The sequence below is a fragment of the Flavobacterium terrae genome (assembly GCF_900142035.1).
Lineage (GTDB): Bacteria > Bacteroidota > Bacteroidia > Flavobacteriales > Flavobacteriaceae > Flavobacterium > Flavobacterium terrae.
In genome coordinates this window covers 88,550-111,468 of sequence record NZ_FQZI01000005.1, presented here as the reverse complement: position 1 = coordinate 111,468, position 22,919 = coordinate 88,550, and the positions used below count along the sequence as shown (strand labels likewise).

The following is a 22,919-nucleotide window of genomic DNA, read 5'->3' as shown; positions in this document are numbered from 1 at the left end:
ATTTTTTAAATCATAAAAGTAAATATTCTTCGTTTTTTTTCAATTTTAACATTTCGATTAAAACTTGTAAGATTTCTTTTTATAACACTATTTTAGTTAGCGTAAATAATTTAATTTTACCATGAAATTGAATTAAAGTTGAATATGCGTTAGGGATTGCAGCTAAGTGCCTTGCACTGCAAAAAGCCCGACCACGACAAAGACGTGGGAACGCCCAAATAATATAAAAAATGAGTAAAATAGAGTGGAAAACCGCTAGAGAGTTTGAAGACATTACCTATAAAAAATGTAATGGTGTTGCTAGAATTGCATTTAACAGACCAGATGTTAGAAATGCTTTTAGACCTAAAACAACTGCCGAATTATTAGTAGCATTTCATGATGCACAAGAAGACACTTCGATAGGAGTGGTTTTGTTATCTGCAGAAGGACCATCTAGTAAAGATGGTGTTTGGTCGTTTTGTAGTGGAGGCGATCAAAAAGCGAGAGGGCATCAAGGTTATGTAGGTGATGATGGTTACCACCGATTAAATATTCTTGAAGTGCAACGATTAATTCGTTTTATGCCAAAAGCAGTTATTTGTGTAGTTCCAGGATGGGCTGTAGGAGGAGGACATTCTCTTCATGTAGTTTGTGATATGACTCTAGCAAGTAAAGAACACGCTATTTTTAAACAAACAGATGCTGATGTAACTAGTTTTGATGGAGGATATGGTTCTGCTTATTTAGCTAAAATGGTTGGACAGAAAAAAGCTCGTGAAATTTTCTTTCTAGGAAGAAACTATTCGGCTCAGGAAGCTTTCGAAATGGGAATGGTAAATGCTGTAATTCCTCACGATGAATTAGAAGACACTGCTTACGAATGGGCACAAGAAGTTTTGGCAAAATCACCAACGTCTATTAAAATGCTAAAATTTGCCATGAACTTAACTGACGACGGTATGGTGGGTCAACAAGTTTTTGCTGGTGAAGCAACACGTTTAGCCTATATGACTGAAGAAGCAAAAGAAGGTAGAGATGCTTTCCTTGAGAAAAGAAAACCTAACTTCGAGAAAAAATGGTTGCCATAATTTTTTAAAGTATGAACATTTTATATTTTGTTATTTTAACAGTCTTTGCTTTATTCCTTGTTTGGTCTGGTTTTATGATGTTCGTTAATCCTGAAAAGGTTAAAAGAATTATAGCTTTAGCAGGAAGTACATTGTTCATCAATTATGCCGAATTAATAACTAGATTAATTATAGGAATTTCTTTTGTGTTTGTAAAAACAAAATACGATTTTGTTTATACGTATGTTGGGTATTTTTTAATTATTTCTGCTCTAATTTTAATGCTAGTTCCTATTAAAAAGCACAATAAATTTTCAGTCTATGCATCCCAAAAATTGAAGCCAATATATTTAAGTTTTTTTGCGCCAATTTCTATTATAATGGGAATATTAATAATCTATGGAATTTTATAAAAAATGATAAAATCTTATATTGAAGCAGCTCGATTACGTACGTTACCATTGTCTGTATCGGGAATATTAGTAGGCAGTTTATATGCTTTAGCAAACCCTACAAATGATATTTTAACTCCTACCCAAGTTTTTAACTGGAAGATTTTTGGTCTTTCAATATTAACTACTATTGGTTTTCAGGTATTGTCAAATTTTGCCAATGATTATGGTGACGGTGTAAAAGGAACTGACAACGATGAAAGAGTAGGACCGCAAAGAGCTATACAAAGTGGTGCTATATCACCGCAAGCAATGAAAAAAGCAATGTACATTACAGCATTGCTAACCTTTATTTCGGCAGTGCTTCTAATATATGTTTCGTTTCATGATAAATATCTATTATATTCATTATTCTTTTTAATTTTAGGAATAGTAGCTATTGCTTCAGCAATTAGATATACAGTTGGAGATTCTGCTTATGGCTATAAAGGGTTTGGAGATGTTTTTGTTTTTGTTTTTTTTGGGTTAGTAAGTACTCTTGGTGTAAATTTTTTATATTCTAAACAATTCGATTGGCAATTGGTTTTACCAGCAGCTGCAATTGGTATGTTGAGTACAGGGGTTTTAAACTTGAACAACATGCGTGATGAGATTTCAGATAAGAACTCAGGTAAAAATACACTAGTAGTAAAAATGGGAGGGAAGAATGCTAAGTTCTACCACTATTTTCTTGTAGGAGGAGCCATGTTATTAGTTCTTGTTTTTGCTGCTATATATAACGGAATAGGTTTTAGATGGGATCAATATGCTTTTTTAGTGGCTTATTTTCCTTTGTTAAGCCATTTAAAAACGGTGTATTATTGTGATGATAATCGTAGATTGGACCCACAACTTAAAAAGTTGGCAATAAGCACATTTTTACTATCTATCATATTAGCAATGGTTTTAATTTTTTAAATCAAAAATTATGAAAATCACTTTCTACGGTCATGCATGTTTAGGAATTGAGGTGTCTGGTAAACATATTCTAGTTGATCCTTTTATTACAGGAAATCCTAAAGCTTCTCATATAGATATCAATTCGATTAAGGCCGATTATATTCTTGTTACTCATGCACACAATGATCACGTACTCGATGTTGAGGTAATTGGTAAAAGAACTAATGCTGTAGTGGTTTCCAATTATGAAATTGCAATGCATTATGCCGCAAAGGGTCTTAAATACCATCCAATGAATCATGGAGGAAGTTGGGATTTTGATTTTGGAAATGTAAAATATGTAAATGCAATTCATACAAGTTCATTTGCTGATGGAACTTATGGAGGTAATCCTGGAGGTTTTGTAATCGAAGGAGAACATAAAAACATTTACATCGCAGGAGATACCGCATTGACTTTCGATATGAAACTTATTCCTATGCGAACCAAACTTGATTTAGCAATTTTACCAATAGGTGATAATTTTACAATGGATATAGATGATGCTATTGTAGCATCAGATTTCCTTGATTGTGATAAAGTGCTTGGTTACCATTACGACACTTTTGGTTTTATCGAAATTAACCATGAAGAAGCCATCAAAAAGTTTTTTGATGCGGGCAAAGATCTTATGTTGCTTGATATAGGACAGAGTATTGATTTATAGGAGCTATTTCCCGCTGTCCACTGTATCTTTTTTGTTCATTTCGACTACGCACAATGAACTTAAAAAAGGATGCCGTTTCCATCGGGGCTAGTAAATTATTGCAAACTGGCATTTAAATTGCTGGTAAATACCAAAAACAAAACAATGAAATTTAAATTATTTTCAATTTTTATACTTTTTTCAGTTGGTGTTGCTCAATCACAAGATGTAAACGGATATTGGGACAACCAACGAATAACGAATAAAGAAATAAAACTATCAGCGGGAGATAAAATCATTATCAAATCTGAAGATTTTCCTGTTGGAACTACCGAATTCGTCTATCGCATTACACTTTTAGACGAAAATCAAAAAATGGTTGATGATTTGGCATCAACACTTAAAGCCATTCCAGATCCTTATTTTATAGGTAAAGGAACAGGAGGAGCCTTGTCATTAGTATCGTCTATTTCTGGTTCAGATAAATGTATTTATGCCGTTTTTACTGATGAAGCAAAAGCAAATGAATTTTCTAAAAATTCTGATTTTAAAACAGCTTGTTTGTATCAACCCAATCCAGTAAGTAAAGACGCTAAAGTAGTTTCTTCAAAATCAACTTGTATTAAAGAAGAAACTAAAAATGTTTGGTTTGCATTCGAAAATAAAAACTGGCTGATGAACGAAAAAATTGTTCTTGAAATCGTGCCATGGGTAGATAATGTAGCAAGCCGCGGATGGTCACAAAAGAATAAGCAAGTGGTTTTAACTTCAGTTTATTCTATTGGGGTTTTACAAACAATGAATGACTCTAAAAAGTCTGAAATAGGATACAAAACAGTTGATTTAATTTCGAAAGCATACCGTTTTGAAGATTTTCAAAAATTGGCTTCAGAAGAAAAGAAAATAGTCATTCAAGAATCAGAAGAAAAAGCATTCAATGCTTTAGGGATTTCGTCTGTTTTTAACGATATCATATGTAAAATGGCCTTAAAACTGGCTAAAGAAGGTAAAACAGAAGAAGGTATTGACTTGATCAATAATAAAATTATTGCAAAGCCTAGTGCAACTGCTTTAAATTATAATACTTTGGCGGAATTATATATTCAGTCGAATCAATTTGATAAAGCATTAAAAGCTCTTAAAACCGCTGAAAATTTAGACTCAAGTGAATTAAAAGTTCAAATGAATTTGGCTCATGTTTACATGTTTATGGATGAGGTTTCTAAAGCCAAGGAAATTCATAAAAAATACATGAACCAAAATGTTTCTGCAAAACAAACATGGAAAAACAAGGCTGTGAACGATTTGGATAAATTCAAAAAAACGAATCTTCCACAGGACAATATTCAAAAGATTTGGAGACTTTATAACTAGTTTTTCATAAAATGAAAGCTTCATATAAGAAATATGTTTTAGATTTTAAAAGACCTTCAGGAACTTCTAGAGGTATTTTAAACCAAAAAGAAACTTGGTTTCTTATAATTGAAAATCAAGGTAAGTATGGAATAGGAGAATGCGGAATTCTGAGAGGACTTTCAGTAGATGATAGACCAGATTATGAAGAGAAGCTACAATGGGTTTGTGAGAATATTTCATTGGGTAAAGATTTGCTTTGGGAATCATTAATAGAGTTTCCATCTATCCAGTTTGGTGTAGAAATGGCTTTTTTATCGTTAGAAAATGATGATACTTTTGTTTTATTTCCATCAGAGTTTACTTCTGGTAATAAAGTTATCCCAATCAATGGTCTTATATGGATGGGAGAGCAGTCTTTTATGAAGCAGCAAATTCAAGAAAAAATAGATCAAAACTTTACCTGTATTAAACTTAAAATTGGTGCTATAGATTTTGAAAAAGAGTTAGAACTTCTGAAGTTTATCAGGCAAAACTTCACTTCAAACCAAATAGAAATACGAGTAGATGCAAATGGTGCTTTCAAACCAGAAGAAGCGATGGATAAATTAGATTTGCTCTCAGAGTTAAGTATTCATAGTATTGAACAGCCTATCGCTAAAAAACAAATTGAAGTAATGACAAAATTATGCCATGAAACAAAATTACCCATTGCATTGGATGAGGAACTAATAGGTGTTTTTAGCTTTGAGAACAAAGAAAATCTACTAAAAAAGATACAACCTCAATATATAATTTTAAAACCAAGTTTTGTTGGAGGGATTAAAGGAACTGACGAATGGATCGCTCTAGCAGAAAAATATAATATTGGATGGTGGATAACTTCAGCATTAGAATCCAATATTGGACTTAATGCCATAGCGCAGTATACTTTTACAAAAGATACTAATATGCCCCAAGGGCTTGGTACTGGTTCACTTTTTACTAATAATTTTGAATCTCCATTAGAAGTTGTAGATGGTAAATTACGATATTCAACCTCTATACCTTGGAATATTGATGTTCAGAGCTTTTTGAAATAACTACTCTTTTCCAGCATTTAAGCTGTCTTGCCAGTCTTTCAAGTCCTGCCATTTTCCTTGATAAGCTAGTAATGCTTGTTTAGCCCATGTAGAAGGGTTATGAATAAAAAACCTTTCGCCAGCTTCAATTAATATTTCTTTAGATTTTTCTATAGGAGTTTCAGATAACGCTTTCCAAGTCTTTATTCCAGCATTATGATATAGTTCTTCTATTTTAGGGCCTATGCCTTCAACTATCTTTAAATCATCATGTTTTATTTTCTTGCCATAAACCGAAGCAGCTAATTCAGCATCAAAAGGAATGATAAATTCAGGGGTACTTACAAATGAATGACTTATGTGTTTGTTTTTTAAGTTTTCAATTTCAGCTTGTAATTTGTTATTTTTAGAAATGCATTCGTTTAGTTCAATTTGTAAATTAGTAGAATTAGCTCTTGATTCTTCTTTTTGTAGTAAATACAATTGATTGTTTAGTTTTTCATTTTCATCTTCATAATCTTTTAGCTTAGATTTTAGATTAAGATCACTACCACCTGCTGTCATCTTACCTAATAAATAACCTAGAAAGGCGCTAATAAGGCCTACTAATACTGGTATTAAAAAACAAGGTATACTCATAATATTGCTATTTTAATGTTATAACAGTTCTTCTGTTTTTTGCTTTTCCTTCTGGAGTCAAATTATCAGAAATAGGTTCGTCTTGCCCTTTTGAGTAAGTTTCTATTTTAGATTCAGACATTCCATTTTTTATAAGATAATATTTAGCAAAATTGGCTCTTTCAAGTCCCAATTCAATATTTCGTATTCTATTACCACTATTGTCAGTATGACCAGTACAAATTATTTTAGAATTAGCGACATTGTCAATATATTTTACAATTTCGGCCATGCTTTCTCTCTCAGAATCAGATAATGAAATTTCAGTTTGATTTGAATCAAAATTCAACACTAAAGGAGTAGATGAGTATTTGTCTTTAATTTCGTTCCAATTTTCAGCTTTGACAAAAGATTGTGTTTTGCTTAATTTAAAACTGATAGGGCCAATGACTCTTTTTTCGACTATTTTTAAATTATTTTTTATTTCTCCATTAATTTCAAATCTGTTGGACGGAATTCCTTTAGATATAAAATAATTTTTTACATCGTTTGCTCTCGCAAAACCAAGGTTTGGAAATGCAGAAGTGTTTTTTTCAGTAATGTTTGTGTATCCCGTAATCTCTAATCTAATTTCTTTGTTTTTAGATAGATATGATTTTAATTTTTCAATTCCAATATTTATGCAAGAGTCAGTGGGAGGAGAATAATTGAATCTATCTTTTTCAAAGTTGAAGTTCGTTTCACACGAATATTCTAAGGTTTCATCAGAAAACTCGAATTTCTTTTCAAAACTATTGATTGATTTAGGAGTTACAATCTTGTTTTCTTTAGAGTCAGTCATTTTGCATTTTTCACAACAAAAGCGAGGATATAAAAAACATCCAATAACTATAGTTATTATAATGCCTAATAAATAAAGTTTTGTTTTAGACATAGTTAAGTGTTGTTTTAATGTTAATTCAAATTTAAGAAATTATATGTTTAAATGATTTGTTTTTAATATATTCGCAAAAAAAACCAAAAACCATAAATAATGAGAAATAACTACATAGTTTTTTTTGCTTTTTTATCATTTGGGGTTTACGCTCAAAAAAATCAAAATAAAATTGCGTATTACAACACTACAAAAGATGAAGCGGTTTTAAAATTCATGGATTCTTATGGGCTTGATGCAAATACCACTTTTCTTCCCAAAAAAGAAACAGTAGATATTTCAGGAATGAGTCATCAGAGACATCAGCAATACTTCAATGGATTAAAAGTTGAATATGGAACACTTATTACACATTCTCGCAATGGTATAGTTGAAAGTATTAATGGAGAGTTGTATAATGCTAAAGGTTTAAAAATTGAACCTTCAATAACTCCAGCTCAAGGATTAATTTTAGCAAAAAAGAATGTAAATGCTGAAAAGTATTTATGGGAAGAAGCGGAATCTGCTAAAGAGTTAAATTATGAAATGCCTAAGGGAGAGTTGGTTATTTTTCCAAAAATAAATTCAGATGAAATTAGATTAGCCTATAAATATGATATTTTTGCTATTTCACCTACTTCAAGAAATGAGGTTTATGTAGATGCTCATACTGGAGAAATTCTCTTTAAGAACCCTATAATCAAACATCTAAGTTTGGAAAGTGAAAATTCAAATATTAAAGTAAATAAAGTTACTGATCAATTTGAGCAAATGGTTGCAACTACTGTACCTACGAGATATAGTGGTAATCAATCTATTGAAACTACTTTTAATGCGGGATTAAACAAATATGTACTTCAGGATAATACAAGAGGTAATGGTATTGTGACATATAATGCAGGAGGAACAAATAGTCATGGTACTACTCATTTTACAGACACAAATAATACTTGGAATACGGGTAATTATGCAACAAATTCATCAACTAAAGATAATGCGGCACTAGATGCACATTGGGGAGCTGAAAAGACATATGATTTTTGGAAAAATATTTTTAATAGAAATAGTTTTGATGACAATAATGCACAAATAAGAAGTTACGTACATTATGATGATGCGCCAGCTACTCCAGGACCATGGGCAAATGCTCATTGGAATGGTAGTACAATGGATTACGGAGAAAGTTCTACAAAGCCATTTACGGGATTAGATATTTGTGGGCATGAGATAGGACATGCAGTTTGTAGCTATACAGCTGATTTAGTTTATGCTAACCAATCTGGTGCAATGAATGAGGGTTTTTCTGATATATGGGGAGCATGCATTGAACATTATGGAAGAACTGGTTCTATGGGAGGAACAATTAATTCGAATGTTTGGATTGTTGGTGAAGATATTACAACAGGTGGTTTAAGATCAATGTCTAATCCAAATAGTAAAGGTGATCCAAACTGTTATAATGGTACAAATTGGTACACGGGTACAGGTGACAATGGAGGAGTTCATAAAAATAGTGGTGTTCTAAATTATTGGTTTTATTTATTAACAGTTGGAGGTTCAGGTACAAATAATGCCCCAATAGCTGAAAGAGATACGTATTCTGTTACAGGTATAGGTATGTTAAAAGCAGCTCAAATTGCTTATTTTACTGAGAGGGATTATTTAACACCAAATTCAACTTATTTTGATGCTCGTGATCTTTCATCAACGGTTGCTAAAAACTTATTTGGTTGTGGTTCAGCAGAACATATAGCTACTGTAAATTCATGGTTTGCAGTAAATCTTGGTTCTAAATATACAGATTTGGATTTAAATTTAAGTTCTATTACCGGAGATTCTAATGTTGCTTGTGGTGCATCTCATTCATTTTCATTTGATTTGCAAAATTTTAACTCACCATCGATATCTTCAGCAGCTATTACATATTCTGTTGATGGTGGTACTCAAATATCAATTCCTTGGACAGGTTCTGCTTTATCTGTTTGTACCAATCCAATTCAAAACTACACAGTTGCATTGGGAACTTTATCAAGAGGAACTCATGTTATATTAGTTACTGTAACCTTAGCGGGTGATACATATTTAAATAATAATTCTAAAACAGCTTATGTAACGGTTAATGACAACGGAGTAATTAGTGCAACGAACACTTTTGAAAATACTTCAGATGCATTAGTTTCGATTGATCAAAATGGTAAAACTAATTCTGTTTGGGAAAGAGGGAATGTTAATAAAACATTATTAACAAATGCAGTTGATGGATCAAAGGTGTATGCTACTAAGTTAACTGGAAATTATCCTGATAAAACAACATCTTATCTTGTATCACAGTGTTATAATTTATCTAATGTTGTAAATCCATCGGTAAGTTTTGACATGGCTTTTGATTTAGAATCAAATTGGGACATCATTTATTTCGAGTATTCTACAGATTCAGGAGTAAGTTGGAATGTTCTTGGTACTTCAGCAGATTCAAATTGGTATAATAGTTCTCGTTTACCTAATGGAACAGATTGTTTTAATTGTATAGGTAAACAATGGACTGGCGACTATGCTACTGCTCCTTCTGGTGGTACTGGAGTTAATGGTAATAAGCGTAACTATTCACATAGTTTAACTTCATTAGGGAATCCTTCAAATGCAATTTTTAGATTTACTTTTGTATCAGATGATGCTGCAAATCAAGAAGGTGTAATAATTGATAATTTTGTTGTTCAAGGTACATTGTCTAGAGAAGAAAATAGTTTTGAACAATTTGTAGTTTATCCAAATCCTTCTAAAGGCAAATTTAATGTAGTTCTTTCTAGCTCTGATGAGGTTAAAGTAGAGGTTTTTGATATTAGAGGACGCTCGGTTTATAATAAGTCATATCAATCTGACGGAGCTGTTTTCAATAAAGAAATAGATTTAAATACAATATCTTCTGGTGTATATATTTTAAATATAGAAAGTGCTGGTAAAAAAGAAGCGAGAAGAATTATTATAGAATAATATTTAATAAATCGTTATAAATAATAAAATCCCGCTTTAAAGCGGGATTTTTATTGAATAAATAATTATACTTAGTTATAAAGAGTAAGATGTCTGAATTTTATTTTAGTCCAGGGTTTAGCTTTTCTAGGCTATTTGTGTTAATTACTCTCTTATTAACATTAATTCTTTTAGTATGTTTTCGCAAAACAAGATAGCATCAACTATATCAGATTTATCTGCAAAAGGAGTTAATGTTCTTTCAAAAGTTTCTGTTTCTGAAAGAAAAGTTCTTATTGTTTGTTGTTGCTTGTCTAATATTTTGTTGTTTTCTGGACTATCAGGAATTCCTACATCGTTAATCGTAACACCTCTTTTATTTGTTAAGGCGATGAAAGGTAGTTTATTAGTTATAACTTTTATTCTTTCAACATACAAATCAACTAAATCACCTTTTTGCATACCGTCAAGTTCACCTTTTTCGTGATATTTTTTAAGTACTGCTGAAGGGCTAATTATACTTTTTGAAATAGTTTTGCTTTGTGCATTAATAGTGCATGTAGGGATAGCAATTAGTAATGATAAAAAAATAATTTTTTTCATGTTATCAGATTAATTTTTTAAAATTTTCTATTTGATTTAAAAAAATAAAAACCAGTACTGTTGCATAATAGATCTTAATAATAAGCCATACCTTGCCAGTAATAGTTTTTTAAATCAGCGAAAATTAGATGTTCTGTGTAATAATTTTGTGAATTGTATTTTACTTTGTTACAAAGTTAGATTACCTTTAACTACTAAATATTGACGACGGTCAATAAATAAAAAATATTTACCTATGACTTTTATACTTTCAAAATATTCATTTAAGAGTAATGAACTTTTAGATAATGTTAAGCCAGAATCTATGTTGGAATTGGAAGAAATTAAAAGCTTAGAATCGTTTTCCAAAAATGATATTTTATACGAAGAAGGAAGTGAGCCTAAAGCAGTTTATAGACTTACTAAAGGAAAGGTTAAAATTGAACAGCTTAATCAAGATGGTAAAACAAGAATAGTATATATATATACACAGGGAGAATTTTTTGGTTTCAGACCATTGCTCAGTAATGAAAAACATCCGGTAACAGCAATTTTTTTGGAAGAAAGTGAAATTGAAATTTATGAAGGAGAAAAATTTATTGATATATCAAAAAGGGCTCCCAATTTATCTTTTAATTTGGTTAAAATTTTAAGCTTTGAGTTTAATGTTTGGGTAAACATAATATCTTCCTTATCTCATAAATCTGCTAAAGAAAAAATAGCACTCATTTTATTGATTTTAAATGAAAAATATAGAGACGAAAATGAAAAATCTGAAATAACCATTACAAAATCTGATATTGCGAGATACTCAGAAACATCAGAAGAAACAGTGGTTAGAGTAATTGGTTTTTTTGAATCTCAAGGGATTTTAGAAAATAATGGACGTTCTATAGAAATTATTGACACTAAATTATTATCTATTATAGCTGAAGGTTTTTAATAATATTCTAAAAATAAAAACCCTGTAAAATTAATTTTTTACAGGGTTTTTTGTGGAGTCGGAGAGAATCGAACTCTCGTCCAAACAAGCAATCAAAAAGCTTTCTACATGTTTAGTTCTTGATTAGATTTTCGACAAAAGGCGATGCCAAGAACAGCAACCTCATGCTTAGCTTTATAAGTGTCAAGAAGGATTTAAAGCATTACCTTCTCTAGGTTTACTTTTACGGTTCCCCTAAATCAACCGCCATAAACCAAGGCTTTTGAGGAGAATCTAGCTTCCCGACCTGGTCGGGACTAGGCAAATCGTACTATAATTCGGATTAAGCAGCTAAAGCGTAATTATTTTCGCCGTTTAAAAGTTTGAGACATTATATTAATGAGCAACACCTCAATGCTCAACATGCTTACTGATTAATTCCACTCGCTGTCAAAACCAGTCGACCCCAGTATTCTGCAAAAGTACTAAATTTATATCAAATTTTATTCCAAACTTTCTTCCCTGCTTTTTATTTCAAAAGGATAATTACCAAATAATGAAGAAAGAAGTTTTAATCGATAAGTACATCTGGTGTATTTGTTTGATAGACAGATAAGTGTTGCTTTTTCATCTTTTAATTTGATGTATGCAGAAGTGTTGCCATGCCACCAACCATTATGATAAAACATTTTTTTTCCATCTTCCCATTCAAAAAGTCTAATGCCTAAACCATAATTTCTTGTTCCTTTACTTTCATAACTGTAACCTTTAAATATTTCCGAAAGTAATTCTTTGTTCAAGAAAGAGGGACTATAAGTAGCCATATCAAATTTTAGTATATCTCTTGGAGTTGAGTAAATATTTTTGTCACCATAAATATCATCCAAGTAATTGTAGGCATATCTTATTTTATTCCCTTTATATGAATGACTAGCTGTTTTTGAATCTTTCTTTAAATCAAAAACAAAGGTGTTCTTCATATCAAGAGGCTCAAAAATTAATTCTTTCATGGCTGTGCGATAATCCATTTTAGTTACTTTTTCAATAATCAAGGCCAGTAAAGCATAATTTGTATTGCAATAACTAAATCTAGAATTGGTCTTAAATTCTAGGTTTACATTAAATTTATTTATAAAAGGGATTAAATCACTATTTCGTAAAGTATCTCGTTTACTCCATTCACTACTCTTATCTGTAAAATAGCTGTAATTTCTAATGCCGCTTCTGTGGTTTAGTAAAGTTCTAACAGTCACATCTTCATATGGTAAATCATCAAGAATGGTATTTACTTTTTGGTCTAGTTTGATTTGTTTAGAATCAATAAGAAGCATTATGGCAGTAGCTGTTAACACTTTACTTAGAGAAGCTATATGTATTGGAGTTTCTGCTGTTATTGGTTTCTTTTCTTCAAAGTTAGACATGCCTCTATAACTTTCGTAAATTATATGTCCATTTTTTGCAACGAGCATACTTCCTGAAAAATTATTAGGGATATAAACTTTCTTATAAAACTCTTGAATTGTATTTTGTAATCTTTTTTCTTCTGTTTTGTTAATCTTGGGAAGATTGTTTTCAAAAGGGAGCATCGCATAAACGGATCCAACTTTAGTTTTCTCTTTTTTTAATTTAATTTCCTTTTTTTTCTCACTACATGAAGATGAGATAATTAAAAAAAACGATAGTAGGATAATATTTACAGTATATTTATTAGTCATTTTTCAAAGGGTAAGAAGCAAATATATATAAAGTATGAAGGAAATAAAATACGGTAAACAATTTTATTTAGGGTTGTAAAAGATTTTTAAAGTGTTATATTTGTAACAATTGATATATTATTAGTTATAATAATCAGTTGTCTTAAAATCAAATACTTATATGAAATTCGGTTTAATTAAAGAAAGAAAAAACCCTCCAGATAGAAGAGTAGTTTTTACACCTGAGGAATTAGTAAAACTTAAAAATCAGTTTCCTATGGCTGAAATAAAAGTAGAATCTTCAGATATTAGAATTTTTCCTGATGCCGAATATTCAAAATTAGGATTTGAAGTTAGTGAAGATGTTTCTGATTGTGATGTTCTAATTGGTGTAAAAGAAGTACCAGTAGAGGCTTTAATCCCAAATAAGAAATATTTTTTCTTTTCTCATACCATCAAAAAGCAGCCATACAATAGAAAGCTATTAGTGGCTTGTTTAGAGAAAAACATTGAGTTAATTGATCATGAAACTATTGTAAATGCCTCTAACCACCGTTTGATTGGTTTTGGACGATATGCTGGAATTGTAGGCGCATATAATGGTTTTAGAGCTTTTGGAATTAAATATGAATTGTTTAATTTACCTAAAGCAGAAACTTTACCAGATAAAGTAGCTCTTGTAGAACGTTTACGTCGTCCTATGTTGCCACCCATTAAAATTGTTTTAACTGGTCATGGTAAAGTAGGGATGGGGGCTAAGGAAATACTTGATGATATGAAGATCAAGCAGGTTTCTATTGAAGATTATTTGACAAAAACATATACTCAACCAGTTTACACTCAAATTGATGTATTAGATTACAACAAACGTAAAGATGGTAAACCTTCTGATAAAAACGATTTTTATACAAATCCACAAGATTATATTTCAGATTTTGAACGTTTTACAAAAGTGTCTGATGTTTTTATGGCTGGACATTTTTATGGAAATGGAGCTCCAGTAATTTTAACTCGTGATATGTTGAATGCTGCTGACAATAAAATTAAAGTTGTCGCAGATATTTCTTGTGATGTGGCAGGTCCAATAGCTTGTACATTAAGAGCATCAACTATTGCAGAACCATTGTATGGTTATTATCCTAGCGAAGATAAAGAAGTAGATGTTAATCACCCTGCAGCAATTGTGGTTATGGCGGTTGATAATTTACCTTGTGAATTGCCTAAAGATGCTAGTGAAGGATTTGGAGAGATGTTTTTGGAACATGTAATTCCTGCTTTTTATAACAATGATAAAGATGGGATTTTATCAAGAGCCGTAATTTGTAAAGATGGTAAACTAACAGACAAGTTTAAATACCTTCAAAATTATGTTGATGGTAAAGAATAAGATTTATAAAAAATCGATAATCAAAATACTAAAACTAAACTTTAAAGCCTCAATTTTTGAGGCTTTTTTATTTCTTTTGACATTGATAAAAAATCTGTCTAAAATAGTAGGTCATCAGTTAAAACTGAATTATTTTTGAGAAAACAAACAACCCAAATGAAAAGAATAACCCTTTTATCGATATTAGTTTCTTCTTTAGGATTTTCACAAACTTCAGATGAAGAACAGTTAAAAGCCATTTACAATCAAGCCTTAACTAATTCTAAATGTTATGCTCAATTAGAGTATTTGTCAAACTCTATTGGTCATAGATTGTCTGGATCAATTGGTGCTGAAAAAGCAGTTAAATATACTAAGCAGCAAATGGAAGAATCTGGTGCTTTTGATAAAGTGTATTTGCAAGAAGTAATGGTTCCAAAATGGGTTAGAGGAGAAAAGGAAGAGGCATATATTAAAATTAAAGGGAAAAAGATTCAAGTTCCTATTTGCGCTCTAGGAGGAAGCATAGCTACATCAAAAAGTGGAGTTACAGCAGAAATTATAGAAGTACAATCCTTAAAAGAATTAGAACAATTAGGCGCAGAAAAAATAAAAGGGAAAATAGTTTTTTTTAATAGACCTATGAATCCAGCTAATGTAGAAGCATTTCATTCCTATCGTGATGCTGGTGATCAGAGAAGATCTGGAGCAAAAGAAGCTTCAAAATATGGAGCTGTAGGGGCAATTGTTAGATCGTTAAATTTTAGATTGGATGATTTTCCACATGCAGGCGGCACCAGTTATGGAGACATACCCAAAGAACAACGAATCCCGACTGCTGCTATTAGCACAAATGGTGCTGAAATATTGAGTAAGCAGTTAAAACAAAATCCAAATTTGACATTTTATTTTAAACAATCATGTTATCAAGAGAGTGATGTTTTATCATTTAATGTAATTGGAGAAATTACAGGAACTGTAACGCCAGAAAACATCATAGTTGTTGGAGGTCATTTAGATTCATGGGATTTAGCCGATGGTTCTCATGATGACGGTGCTGGTTGTGTACAGAGTTTAGAGGTTGCAAATGTCTTTAAAAATCTAAGCTATAAACCTAAAAACACTATTAGAGTAGTGATGTTTATGAATGAGGAGAATGGGGGGCGAGGAGGAGATAAGTATCAAGAGTTGTCTTTAAAAAATAATGAGAATCACATTTTTGCCATGGAAAGTGATTCAGGTGGATTTACACCAAGAGGGTTCTCATTAGAAGCAGATGATACAAGTTTTAACAAAATTCAAGATTGGAAAACACTTTTTGAGCCTTATTTGATTCATAGTTTTATCAAAGGCCACGGAGGTTCAGATATTCAGGATTTAACTTCAAAAAGAATTGTAAAAGCAGGATTGCGACCAGATTCTCAGCGTTATTTTGATTATCATCATGCAGCTAATGATAAATTTGATGCGGTCAATAAAAGAGAGTTAGAACTTGGTGCAGCTACAATGACTTCGTTGATTTATTTAATAGATAAGTATGGGATTTAGATATAAAAAAGTCTGACTACTATGTCAGACTTTTTTTATGGGTTTATTTGAATATAAGAATTAATTAACTCATCGCAAAATCCAGTTTTTTTAGGGACTAATTTTTTGCAGGCTTCGATATTATCATAGGCTGATTTAGCATTCGCATTATTACCATAAAGTATCATATATGTCGCTGCTTGGATAGAAAGATTGAAATTATCACTCTCATCTTTTATTTGTTTTGAAGATTGTCCTAAATAAAATTGGCCTATGCCACTTTCTAAACCATTTTTCATTAGTTTTAGATGTGCTAATAGTGAAAGTGCTTTAAAGTTGTCAGGATCAATTTCACGGGCCTTATTACACCAATTTTCGGCTTCTTCAAAATCATTTTTATATAAATAGAGATATGCCATGTTGGTATAATCATTTATTGATTTTTGATGCTTAGAGGTTTTTTCTATTTTTTCTTTCAATGTTTTTTCAAAATTAATATCATCTTTTTTGGTTAAATATAAAGTTTGTAATAATTCATAAACTTCATCAGAATTAAAATAGCTTGTTCTTTTTGAATCAGGGAAAATAGTAATTGCTTTTTTTGCGTGTTCAATAGCTTTTTCGTTTTCATTAGTAAAGAAATATAGCATTGCAAGGCTTTTGTTTGCTGAGTACGGATTTATTTTCTTTTTAATTAATAACTCTTGAAAATCTAATTTTAATTGATTGATTTTTTTAATTTCAAATTTGTCATAATCCCTAATTACATTGTTGTCGGGTGTTGTCTCAAAGGTTAGCATTTTTACAGTCAACCCTAAAATATCCATCATTTTTTTTAGATATAGTATTCTTTGGTTTTTTTGATGTAGAGCAGATGCATTTTCAATGCTTTTGTAATCAAATAACTCAGTGTAACTTTTTTTTCTATTCTCTATTTTTTTTGATTCATCAAAAACTTTTTCCATGTTTTCGAATATTACTCCCAAGCTAAAAAATAAATAAGCTATTTCTGGGTTTTCATTTTTTGGATCTTCTAAAGCTGTTGAACATACTTTTTTTGCTTTAGAAAACTCTTTTTTTTGTATCAAGAATATTGGATAAAAATTTAGTGCAATAGAATCTTTAGGATTTATTTCTAATGCTTTTTCTATGTCTTCAATTGCATTCTCTTTTTCTAAATTCATTTCTAAAATTCCTTTGAAAGAATAATAGAAGGCACTATCTTTTTTTGTTTTGGCTTTTAGTGACCAATTTTTGAGTGATTTTGTAAAATAAATTTTAGCCAAAGAACCGTTTCCGGTGTTAGAATAATAATTTGCAAAATTGCTTAGTGTTATTGCGTTAAGTGAGTCTTTGGCTAATTCTGTTTGTATTTTTTTTAAATAATCATCATTGTATTGAACTGGTTTTATTTGTTCAAATTGTGCAGTATCGTAATTTCCAACATTATATGAAATATTTTTGTTTATTTCAAAGATTTCTTTTGTTAAGCCCAAGAATTCTATACGATCATCAGAATTAAACTTTTTTTTAAAAGTATAGGTTTGGCTAAAAAGGTTTTGATTGAAAATTAAGATGAATATCGTTAAAAGTAGTTTATTGAGCATAAATAGTAAGTTTACACAAAGATGAGAAAAAACTGTTAATCTGATGTATTTGTAATATACTATTGTTCAAAAAGAAAAGCGCCAAACGGCGCTTTTCTTTAATAAATTACTTCCACTCAATTTTTCTAGAGAAATACATTACTGCACCCAGGATTGCAAATAATCCTATGCTTCCTACTAACAATGCATAGCTTTCTAACTGAATAATTACATAGATAAAAGTATATAAGGCAGTTAATGCAATCGCAATAAAACCAGCAAATTTATTGTTGAGCATCGATCTTGAATACAATCCAATCATAACAACTACAGCTAATCCAGCAATTATATAAGCTAATGTAAAACTCGAATGTTCAGTAATTGAAATTAGTAAAGTGTAGAACATAATTAAGGCCAATCCAATCATCGAGTATTGAAAAATATGTATACTTATTTTACTAATAGATTGAATTAAAAAGAATATTAAGAATGTTAGCCCTATAACTAAAAAACCATATTTTGATGCACGTTCGTTTTGTTGGTATTCATCAACGGTTTCGATGAATTTTGCTCCAAAAGCATATTCATTTAGGTTCGGAATTTTTTCAAGATGTTGTTGTGAAAAAGCTCTGTTTATATCAAGAATCTTCCAATCAGCATGAAAGCCTTTTTTGTTAATCGTTTTTGTAGTGTCATTTGCAGCAAAAGCACCTTCAAAACTCGGTGAATCCCAATCAGAATCTATACTAACCGTACTTTTTTTACCAATTGGAATAAACTTGATACTCTTACTTCCGTTGTATTCCATGGCAAATTTGAAGTTTAAAGCATTGTTCTTACTTAAAGTATTGTAATCGAATTTATCTGATTCTAAAGTACCATAGAAATTATCTTCATCTGATTTAGATTCAAAATTCATTTTTTGATTGTTCAATGCAATGTTTAAATCGCTTTTTAAACTTTTTAAGTTTGTTGTTTTTACTACTATCGAAGCTTGATTCCAAAGTAAATCTTCGGCTTTGATACCAAGCTTTTCAAAATTTAGTTTACCAAAGTTTCCTTGAAAATTCATATTGGCAGTAAAAACTACATTGTTGTAAATCCCACGTTTTAAAGATGTGTTCTTCTTCGTGTTTGTTTTGTTGCTAAAGTTTTCCGGAAAGAAATATGCATTTTTAGTTGTTACTTTCTTTTCAATAGTTACTGTTCCAGTTTTAGGATTGGTAATATTGTATTCGTCATACGATTTGTATGGAATTTTTAAAATTGGTCCATAAAAATAAATGTCTTTTCCCCAAAGGTTTGATACTTCTTCTACGACTTCTTTTTTACGATTTGAACGCTCTGAAATCAAATCTTTTACAAATGCTAATGGGATAAGTAGAATTAAGGTTAGAAAGCCTACCATAGCCATTTTTACTGTTGTTGACTGAAAAAAACTGTTTTTTTGTTGATTGAATTGTGTTTCCATTGTTATTGATTAAAAGGGTGTAAACTGTTGAATTTATTATCGACTATTATATAATAGAAGTATGCTATTGGAATATTGCTTACAAGGATTAGTATCCTGATAAGAATATCTTCTTTATTTGATTTTGAATATAATTGGTATAGTAAATTGAGTAGTACTAATATGTTTAAAATTACTGCTGCATATACATAGAAAAAACCAATTACTATAATGTTAAAATTTTGAAAAATCATATAAGAAATAAAGAGTAATGTGCCAATACCAAATGAGCCTAAAGCAAATATGGTTGAAAAGGGAATGTTTTTAATTGTTTTCATTTTACATATTTAAAAGAACTTTGAAATTCAAAGTATATAGTTAAAAAATAGATTAGGTTTTAGATATTAATTTTTCAAGGGCATCGATATGCTCCTGAAATGCTTTACGACCTTCTTTTGTGGCTTTGTAACTTGTGTTTGGTTTTTTACCAATGAACTGTTTTTCTACAACAATATACTTTTCACCTTCCAATGCTTTTGCATGGCTGGCTAAATTTCCATCAGTAACACCAAGTAATTCTTTTAATGTGGTAAAGTCGGCACTTTCATTAACCATAAGTACAGACATGATACCTAAACGAATTCGGTGATCAAAGGCTTTGTTGATATTTTGAATTATGTTTTTCAATTTTTATATGTGTCAACGACAGTTTCTAAAATATTAGAATCTGCTAATTGTGATGGTGCAACAACATTCTCTTCTAAAGGTATGTTATTACCATATCTTTCTTTCATGATTTTAATTACTTTTGGGTCTGATAAATTAAAATCTTTTAGTTTTTTAAATGGACAGATTTCTATTCCAGCTCCATTTTTATATACTTTCCAAACTAATTCTGAACAATATATTTTTTCATCAGACCATTCAAAATACAAATCATAATCAGCATTAAGCATTTGAAAGCCATAATCTTTCATGTTTTTAACTTTAGTAGTGTCTAAAGAATTAGGTTTTTTTAATCTTTTAATTAAATATTCGAAATTCTTTCCATGCGAAATCCAATCTGTTAATGGAGTTATCTTTACTGGTTGAACAGCTTCAAGAACATGACTTTTTCCATCCATTTTGAAAATAATCCCACAATGTGAAAATTTAGAATTCGTTGCTAATCTGACAGCTTCACATTGCGCAGATTCCGATGTTTGAAAAATTATATCTCCATCTTTTAAGTCCTTAGAAATATTTTTATTTATTGTAGAGAAAGCTTTATCAACTTCTCTTGCACAGTAATATCCATAGGCATAAATTATTGCTAAAAATACTAAAACTCCAATTACTACTTTTTTCATTTCCTATCATATTTAAAATGCATCATTCCACCATAAATAATATGACACAAACCAAATCCGATCGCCCAAAAATACAAACCAAATCCTGAAAATTCAACGGCTAATAATCCTAAAATGATCTCAGTAATGCCTAAATATCGTACATCACGCAAAGTATATTTACTAGCATTTAAACAAGCCAATCCATAGAACAATAATGTTATAGGTGCCACCAAGCCGTAATGTCCATGACGAAGTAGGAGTAGCGCAAAAATCCCTCCTGTTACTAACGGAATCAAAAAATTTATTAAAAGTCTTCTTGATGAAGGGTTCCAAACGCTTTCTTCTAATTTTTTAGCTTTTCTAACAGTCATTACATAAGCTGTAAGCAAAGAAGCTGTTAATACAACTAATGCCGTAATCACAATTTTTTTGAATGTATCGCTTTCTAGTGTTACATATGTTTCATAATGGTTTAATAGTAGACCATTTACATAAATTGCTCCTAAAATGGCATAAATCCCTGCAAGAACTCCAGATAATCCACTCAAAGAAATAAATTGTGACGATTGTGACATCATGTTTTTGATGTCTTTTATGTCTTTTAAATAATTGTTAGAATCCATGTAATAACAGATTTTTGTTTTCTGATTTAACTTATGAGCCAGCAAACGGACTGTTGAAAATACCTACAGCCAATTCAATCCATATCAGCAAAAATACAATAACAAATATTGCTATCATTGCTAATTTGTATGTTTTGTTAGAAATTTTTCTAGAAATAAATTCGGTTGCAAAACCTAAACTAAGTATTAATGTCCCCATAATGATAAAGTCTCCAATACTCCAATTAATTTCAGATGTAAATTGCATTCCAATAAGCGGAATAAGTAATAACAGCAATGTTGCTCCTATTACATAAAGTTGATTTTTGTTTAGCATAATTTTATTTTTAGAAAGAACTTTGAATTACAAAGTAAATTAAAAATTTAATGCAGAACAAATAAATTTTAATTTTTTTAAGAAAGAATTATTGAAAGTAGTTGTATTCTATTTTGATAGTTTTTTCAGTTTTGTCTTTAATGAATTTGAATGTACTTAACTGTTTTTTATCATTTAGTTGATAACTACCAGATAATTTAAAGTTGTCTTTGTAGTCTTTTGCATCATTTGATTCTGAAGTGAATCTTTCATATAACTTGTCATTCTTTTTGATGACTTTTATCTTGTAATGTTGTAAAACTTCTTCTTTTTGGTAGGAGATAAACTCATAAATAAAAGGGTTATCTTCTTTTTTTGAGTAGCATTCTTTTCGTATTATTTCGTCGTTGTAAATGGTCGATTTGCAATTGTTTTCAAATTTAGTTTCCACAACAGTATTGTGATATGCTAAATTGTCATCATTAGTTAAAGTAAATTTTTTCTCAAGAAGTTCATTATTTTCTATCCAATATAATTTTGTTTCTTCACCATCATCTTTTTTTGAAGTGATAATCATTTTGTCATTATTGTAGCTTACTTTTTTAACTACGATGCCTTCAGTTATATCTTTTAGTATTCCGTTTTCATAATTAAACAGTATTTCCCCTTCTAATTTTCCATTTTCTTTAAACAGCTTTAGGGATAAAGGTTGCTCTGCCTCATTAAATTCATAAGATCTGAATAAAATTTTCTTTCCTTTTTTTTCTGAAAAGAAAACATTGATTGTTTTGACCTTGGAATTATCTTGTTCGAAAAACTTTAATTCACGAACTTCATTTACAATAGGATTTGAATAGATTTTAAGAAATGTATTCATTACTGTTTTCGAATTGTCAGTAATGATGTTCTTTTTCAGAATAGATTCAAATTCTTTTTTATTTTTTCTTGCATTTATAATGTAAGACGATTCTTTTTTTACTTTTAGTTGTTTGGCAAAAAATTCTGTTGATTTTTGAAGACCAGATTCGGTTTGAATTTGCTCCTTTATTTTTCCATTCCAAAAAGCTTTCGATTCATAATTGTTTTTAAAATCACTTACATCTAATGTTTGATTGTTTTCAAAAACAATGAAAGAATGTCTGGATATATTTATGATTTGAACTTTGTTTTTATCAAAATTGTTTTGAAGTTCTTTTTCTTCTCGAATGTCTTTATATCCAGCAGTATTTTGTCCTAATACATTTATAAGAAGTAAAGTAGGTTTTCCTTTTGAAATGTGTATGGTATCTACACTTGTAGTATTGAAATCAGCTGATTTTGCTGGTTGAGCAACTTCTTCTGAAGGTGTAATCTTTTTTGTTTTTTTTGATTGTTGGCTTTGTGCTAAAGTTGAAAAAGTTAGAACTAAGCTTAAAATTGTGGAGAATAAAAATTTCATGATTGCATTTAATTATAAATCATGCAAAAATAAATATTTTCTTACAAATAATAACTTTGGTTTTTGTTCGTTGTCGATTTTTTTTAATTTTAATCGAAAATAAAAAAGCCCTGAAGAATCAGGGC

The 22,919-nt window shown here is 30.2% G+C and carries 22 protein-coding genes and 1 other RNA gene; 10 read left to right on the top strand and 13 right to left on the bottom strand.

Translation table 11 applies throughout. The features are described from left to right. Window positions 1–230: 230 nt before the first annotated feature. The 6 genes from BUC09_RS12395 to BUC09_RS12370 all read left to right on the top strand — a co-directional run bounded on the left by BUC09_RS12395 (window position 231) and on the right by BUC09_RS12370 (window position 5,500). Window positions 231–1,070, top strand: a complete 840-nt coding sequence (locus BUC09_RS12395; RefSeq protein ID WP_073311919.1) for a 1,4-dihydroxy-2-naphthoyl-CoA synthase — start codon at window positions 231–233, stop codon at window positions 1,068–1,070. Between the two features lie 11 nt (window positions 1,071–1,081). Then, the gene (locus BUC09_RS12390) at window positions 1,082–1,462 is read left to right on the top strand and encodes a hypothetical protein (protein WP_073311918.1); all 381 of its coding nucleotides are present in this window, start codon (window positions 1,082–1,084) and stop codon (window positions 1,460–1,462) included. A 6-nt stretch (window positions 1,463–1,468) separates the two neighbouring features. Next, the gene (gene menA / locus BUC09_RS12385) at window positions 1,469–2,398 is read left to right on the top strand and encodes a 1,4-dihydroxy-2-naphthoate octaprenyltransferase (protein WP_084127253.1); all 930 of its coding nucleotides are present in this window, start codon (window positions 1,469–1,471) and stop codon (window positions 2,396–2,398) included. 10 nt (window positions 2,399–2,408) lie between these two features. After that, window positions 2,409–3,086: a metal-dependent hydrolase gene (locus BUC09_RS12380; RefSeq protein ID WP_073311916.1), complete on the top strand. Its 678-nt coding sequence runs from the start codon at window positions 2,409–2,411 to the stop codon at window positions 3,084–3,086. Between the two features lie 144 nt (window positions 3,087–3,230). Continuing rightward, window positions 3,231–4,439 carry a tetratricopeptide repeat protein gene (locus tag BUC09_RS12375; RefSeq protein WP_073312051.1) on the top strand — a complete coding sequence of 403 codons (1,209 nt, stop codon included), beginning with the start codon at window positions 3,231–3,233 and terminating at the stop codon, window positions 4,437–4,439. 11 nt (window positions 4,440–4,450) lie between these two features. After that, on the top strand, window positions 4,451–5,500 hold the full coding sequence (locus tag BUC09_RS12370; protein ID WP_073311915.1) for an o-succinylbenzoate synthase: 1,050 nt from the start codon (window positions 4,451–4,453) through the stop codon (window positions 5,498–5,500). Here the strand turns inward: BUC09_RS12370 and BUC09_RS12365 are convergent, their stop codons facing one another. Together BUC09_RS12365 and BUC09_RS12360 are read right to left on the bottom strand one after the other, a co-directional pair. Next, window positions 5,501–6,118 (bottom strand): hypothetical protein, encoded by a 618-nt coding sequence (locus BUC09_RS12365; protein WP_073311914.1) that lies wholly within the window; start codon window positions 6,116–6,118, stop codon window positions 5,501–5,503. It abuts the gene before it with no gap. Between the two features lie 7 nt (window positions 6,119–6,125). Continuing rightward, window positions 6,126–6,938, bottom strand: coding sequence for an OmpA family protein (locus BUC09_RS12360; protein ID WP_159432951.1), 813 nt, complete (start codon window positions 6,936–6,938; stop codon window positions 6,126–6,128). A gap of 192 nt (window positions 6,939–7,130) precedes the next feature. On the opposite strand from BUC09_RS12360, the gene BUC09_RS12355 reads away from it, so the two are divergent. Further along, on the top strand, window positions 7,131–10,001 hold the full coding sequence (locus BUC09_RS12355; RefSeq protein ID WP_073311912.1) for a M4 family metallopeptidase: 2,871 nt from the start codon (window positions 7,131–7,133) through the stop codon (window positions 9,999–10,001). Window positions 10,002–10,145: 144 nt separating this feature from the next. Here the strand turns inward: BUC09_RS12355 and BUC09_RS12350 are convergent, their stop codons facing one another. Then, window positions 10,146–10,583 (bottom strand): hypothetical protein, encoded by a 438-nt coding sequence (locus tag BUC09_RS12350; protein WP_073311911.1) that lies wholly within the window; start codon window positions 10,581–10,583, stop codon window positions 10,146–10,148. Window positions 10,584–10,818: 235 nt separating this feature from the next. Between BUC09_RS12350 and BUC09_RS12345 the strand changes: the two genes are divergently transcribed. Beyond that, entirely contained in the window at window positions 10,819–11,505 is a 687-nt protein-coding gene (locus tag BUC09_RS12345) for a Crp/Fnr family transcriptional regulator (RefSeq protein ID WP_073311910.1), read from the top strand. Window positions 11,506–11,555: 50 nt separating this feature from the next. On the opposite strand, the gene ssrA is transcribed toward BUC09_RS12345, so the two are convergent. Further along, window positions 11,556–11,952: a transfer-messenger RNA gene (gene ssrA / locus BUC09_RS12340) on the bottom strand. Window positions 11,953–11,987: 35 nt separating this feature from the next. After that, window positions 11,988–13,199, bottom strand: a complete 1,212-nt coding sequence (locus BUC09_RS12335; protein ID WP_073311909.1) for a serine hydrolase domain-containing protein — start codon at window positions 13,197–13,199, stop codon at window positions 11,988–11,990. Window positions 13,200–13,359: 160 nt separating this feature from the next. On the opposite strand from BUC09_RS12335, the gene BUC09_RS12330 reads away from it, so the two are divergent. Both BUC09_RS12330 and BUC09_RS12325 read left to right on the top strand, forming a co-directional pair. Beyond that, the gene (locus BUC09_RS12330; protein ID WP_073311908.1) at window positions 13,360–14,565 is read left to right on the top strand and encodes an NAD(P)-dependent oxidoreductase; all 1,206 of its coding nucleotides are present in this window, start codon (window positions 13,360–13,362) and stop codon (window positions 14,563–14,565) included. 156 nt (window positions 14,566–14,721) lie between these two features. Beyond that, entirely contained in the window at window positions 14,722–16,092 is a 1,371-nt protein-coding gene (locus BUC09_RS12325) for a M28 family peptidase (RefSeq protein ID WP_073311907.1), read from the top strand. A 35-nt stretch (window positions 16,093–16,127) separates the two neighbouring features. On the opposite strand, the gene BUC09_RS12320 is transcribed toward BUC09_RS12325, so the two are convergent. From BUC09_RS12320 to BUC09_RS12285, 8 genes are all read right to left on the bottom strand, one after another. Further along, window positions 16,128–17,678, bottom strand: coding sequence for a tetratricopeptide repeat protein (locus BUC09_RS12320; protein ID WP_073311906.1), 1,551 nt, complete (start codon window positions 17,676–17,678; stop codon window positions 16,128–16,130). 106 nt (window positions 17,679–17,784) lie between these two features. After that, complete coding sequence (gene creD / locus BUC09_RS12315) at window positions 17,785–19,128, bottom strand: cell envelope integrity protein CreD (RefSeq protein WP_073311905.1); 1,344 nt, start codon at window positions 19,126–19,128, stop codon at window positions 17,785–17,787. Between the two features lie 2 nt (window positions 19,129–19,130). Further along, window positions 19,131–19,445, bottom strand: a complete 315-nt coding sequence (locus tag BUC09_RS12310; protein WP_073311904.1) for a hypothetical protein — start codon at window positions 19,443–19,445, stop codon at window positions 19,131–19,133. A gap of 52 nt (window positions 19,446–19,497) precedes the next feature. Further along, window positions 19,498–19,794 (bottom strand): winged helix-turn-helix domain-containing protein, encoded by a 297-nt coding sequence (locus tag BUC09_RS12305; RefSeq protein ID WP_073311903.1) that lies wholly within the window; start codon window positions 19,792–19,794, stop codon window positions 19,498–19,500. Further along, window positions 19,791–20,456: a YiiX family permuted papain-like enzyme gene (locus tag BUC09_RS12300; protein WP_073311902.1), complete on the bottom strand. Its 666-nt coding sequence runs from the start codon at window positions 20,454–20,456 to the stop codon at window positions 19,791–19,793. The genes BUC09_RS12305 and BUC09_RS12300 overlap by 4 nt, the downstream gene beginning before the upstream one ends. Next, a complete protein-coding gene (locus tag BUC09_RS12295; protein WP_073311901.1) occupies window positions 20,453–21,061 on the bottom strand; it encodes a hypothetical protein in 609 nt (202 codons plus the stop codon). Before BUC09_RS12295 ends, BUC09_RS12300 begins: the two co-directional genes overlap by 4 nt. A gap of 31 nt (window positions 21,062–21,092) precedes the next feature. Further along, on the bottom strand, window positions 21,093–21,377 hold the full coding sequence (locus BUC09_RS12290) for a hypothetical protein (RefSeq protein ID WP_073311900.1): 285 nt from the start codon (window positions 21,375–21,377) through the stop codon (window positions 21,093–21,095). A gap of 88 nt (window positions 21,378–21,465) precedes the next feature. Then, window positions 21,466–22,794 (bottom strand): hypothetical protein, encoded by a 1,329-nt coding sequence (locus tag BUC09_RS12285; RefSeq protein ID WP_073311899.1) that lies wholly within the window; start codon window positions 22,792–22,794, stop codon window positions 21,466–21,468. Window positions 22,795–22,919: the final 125 nt, after the last annotated feature.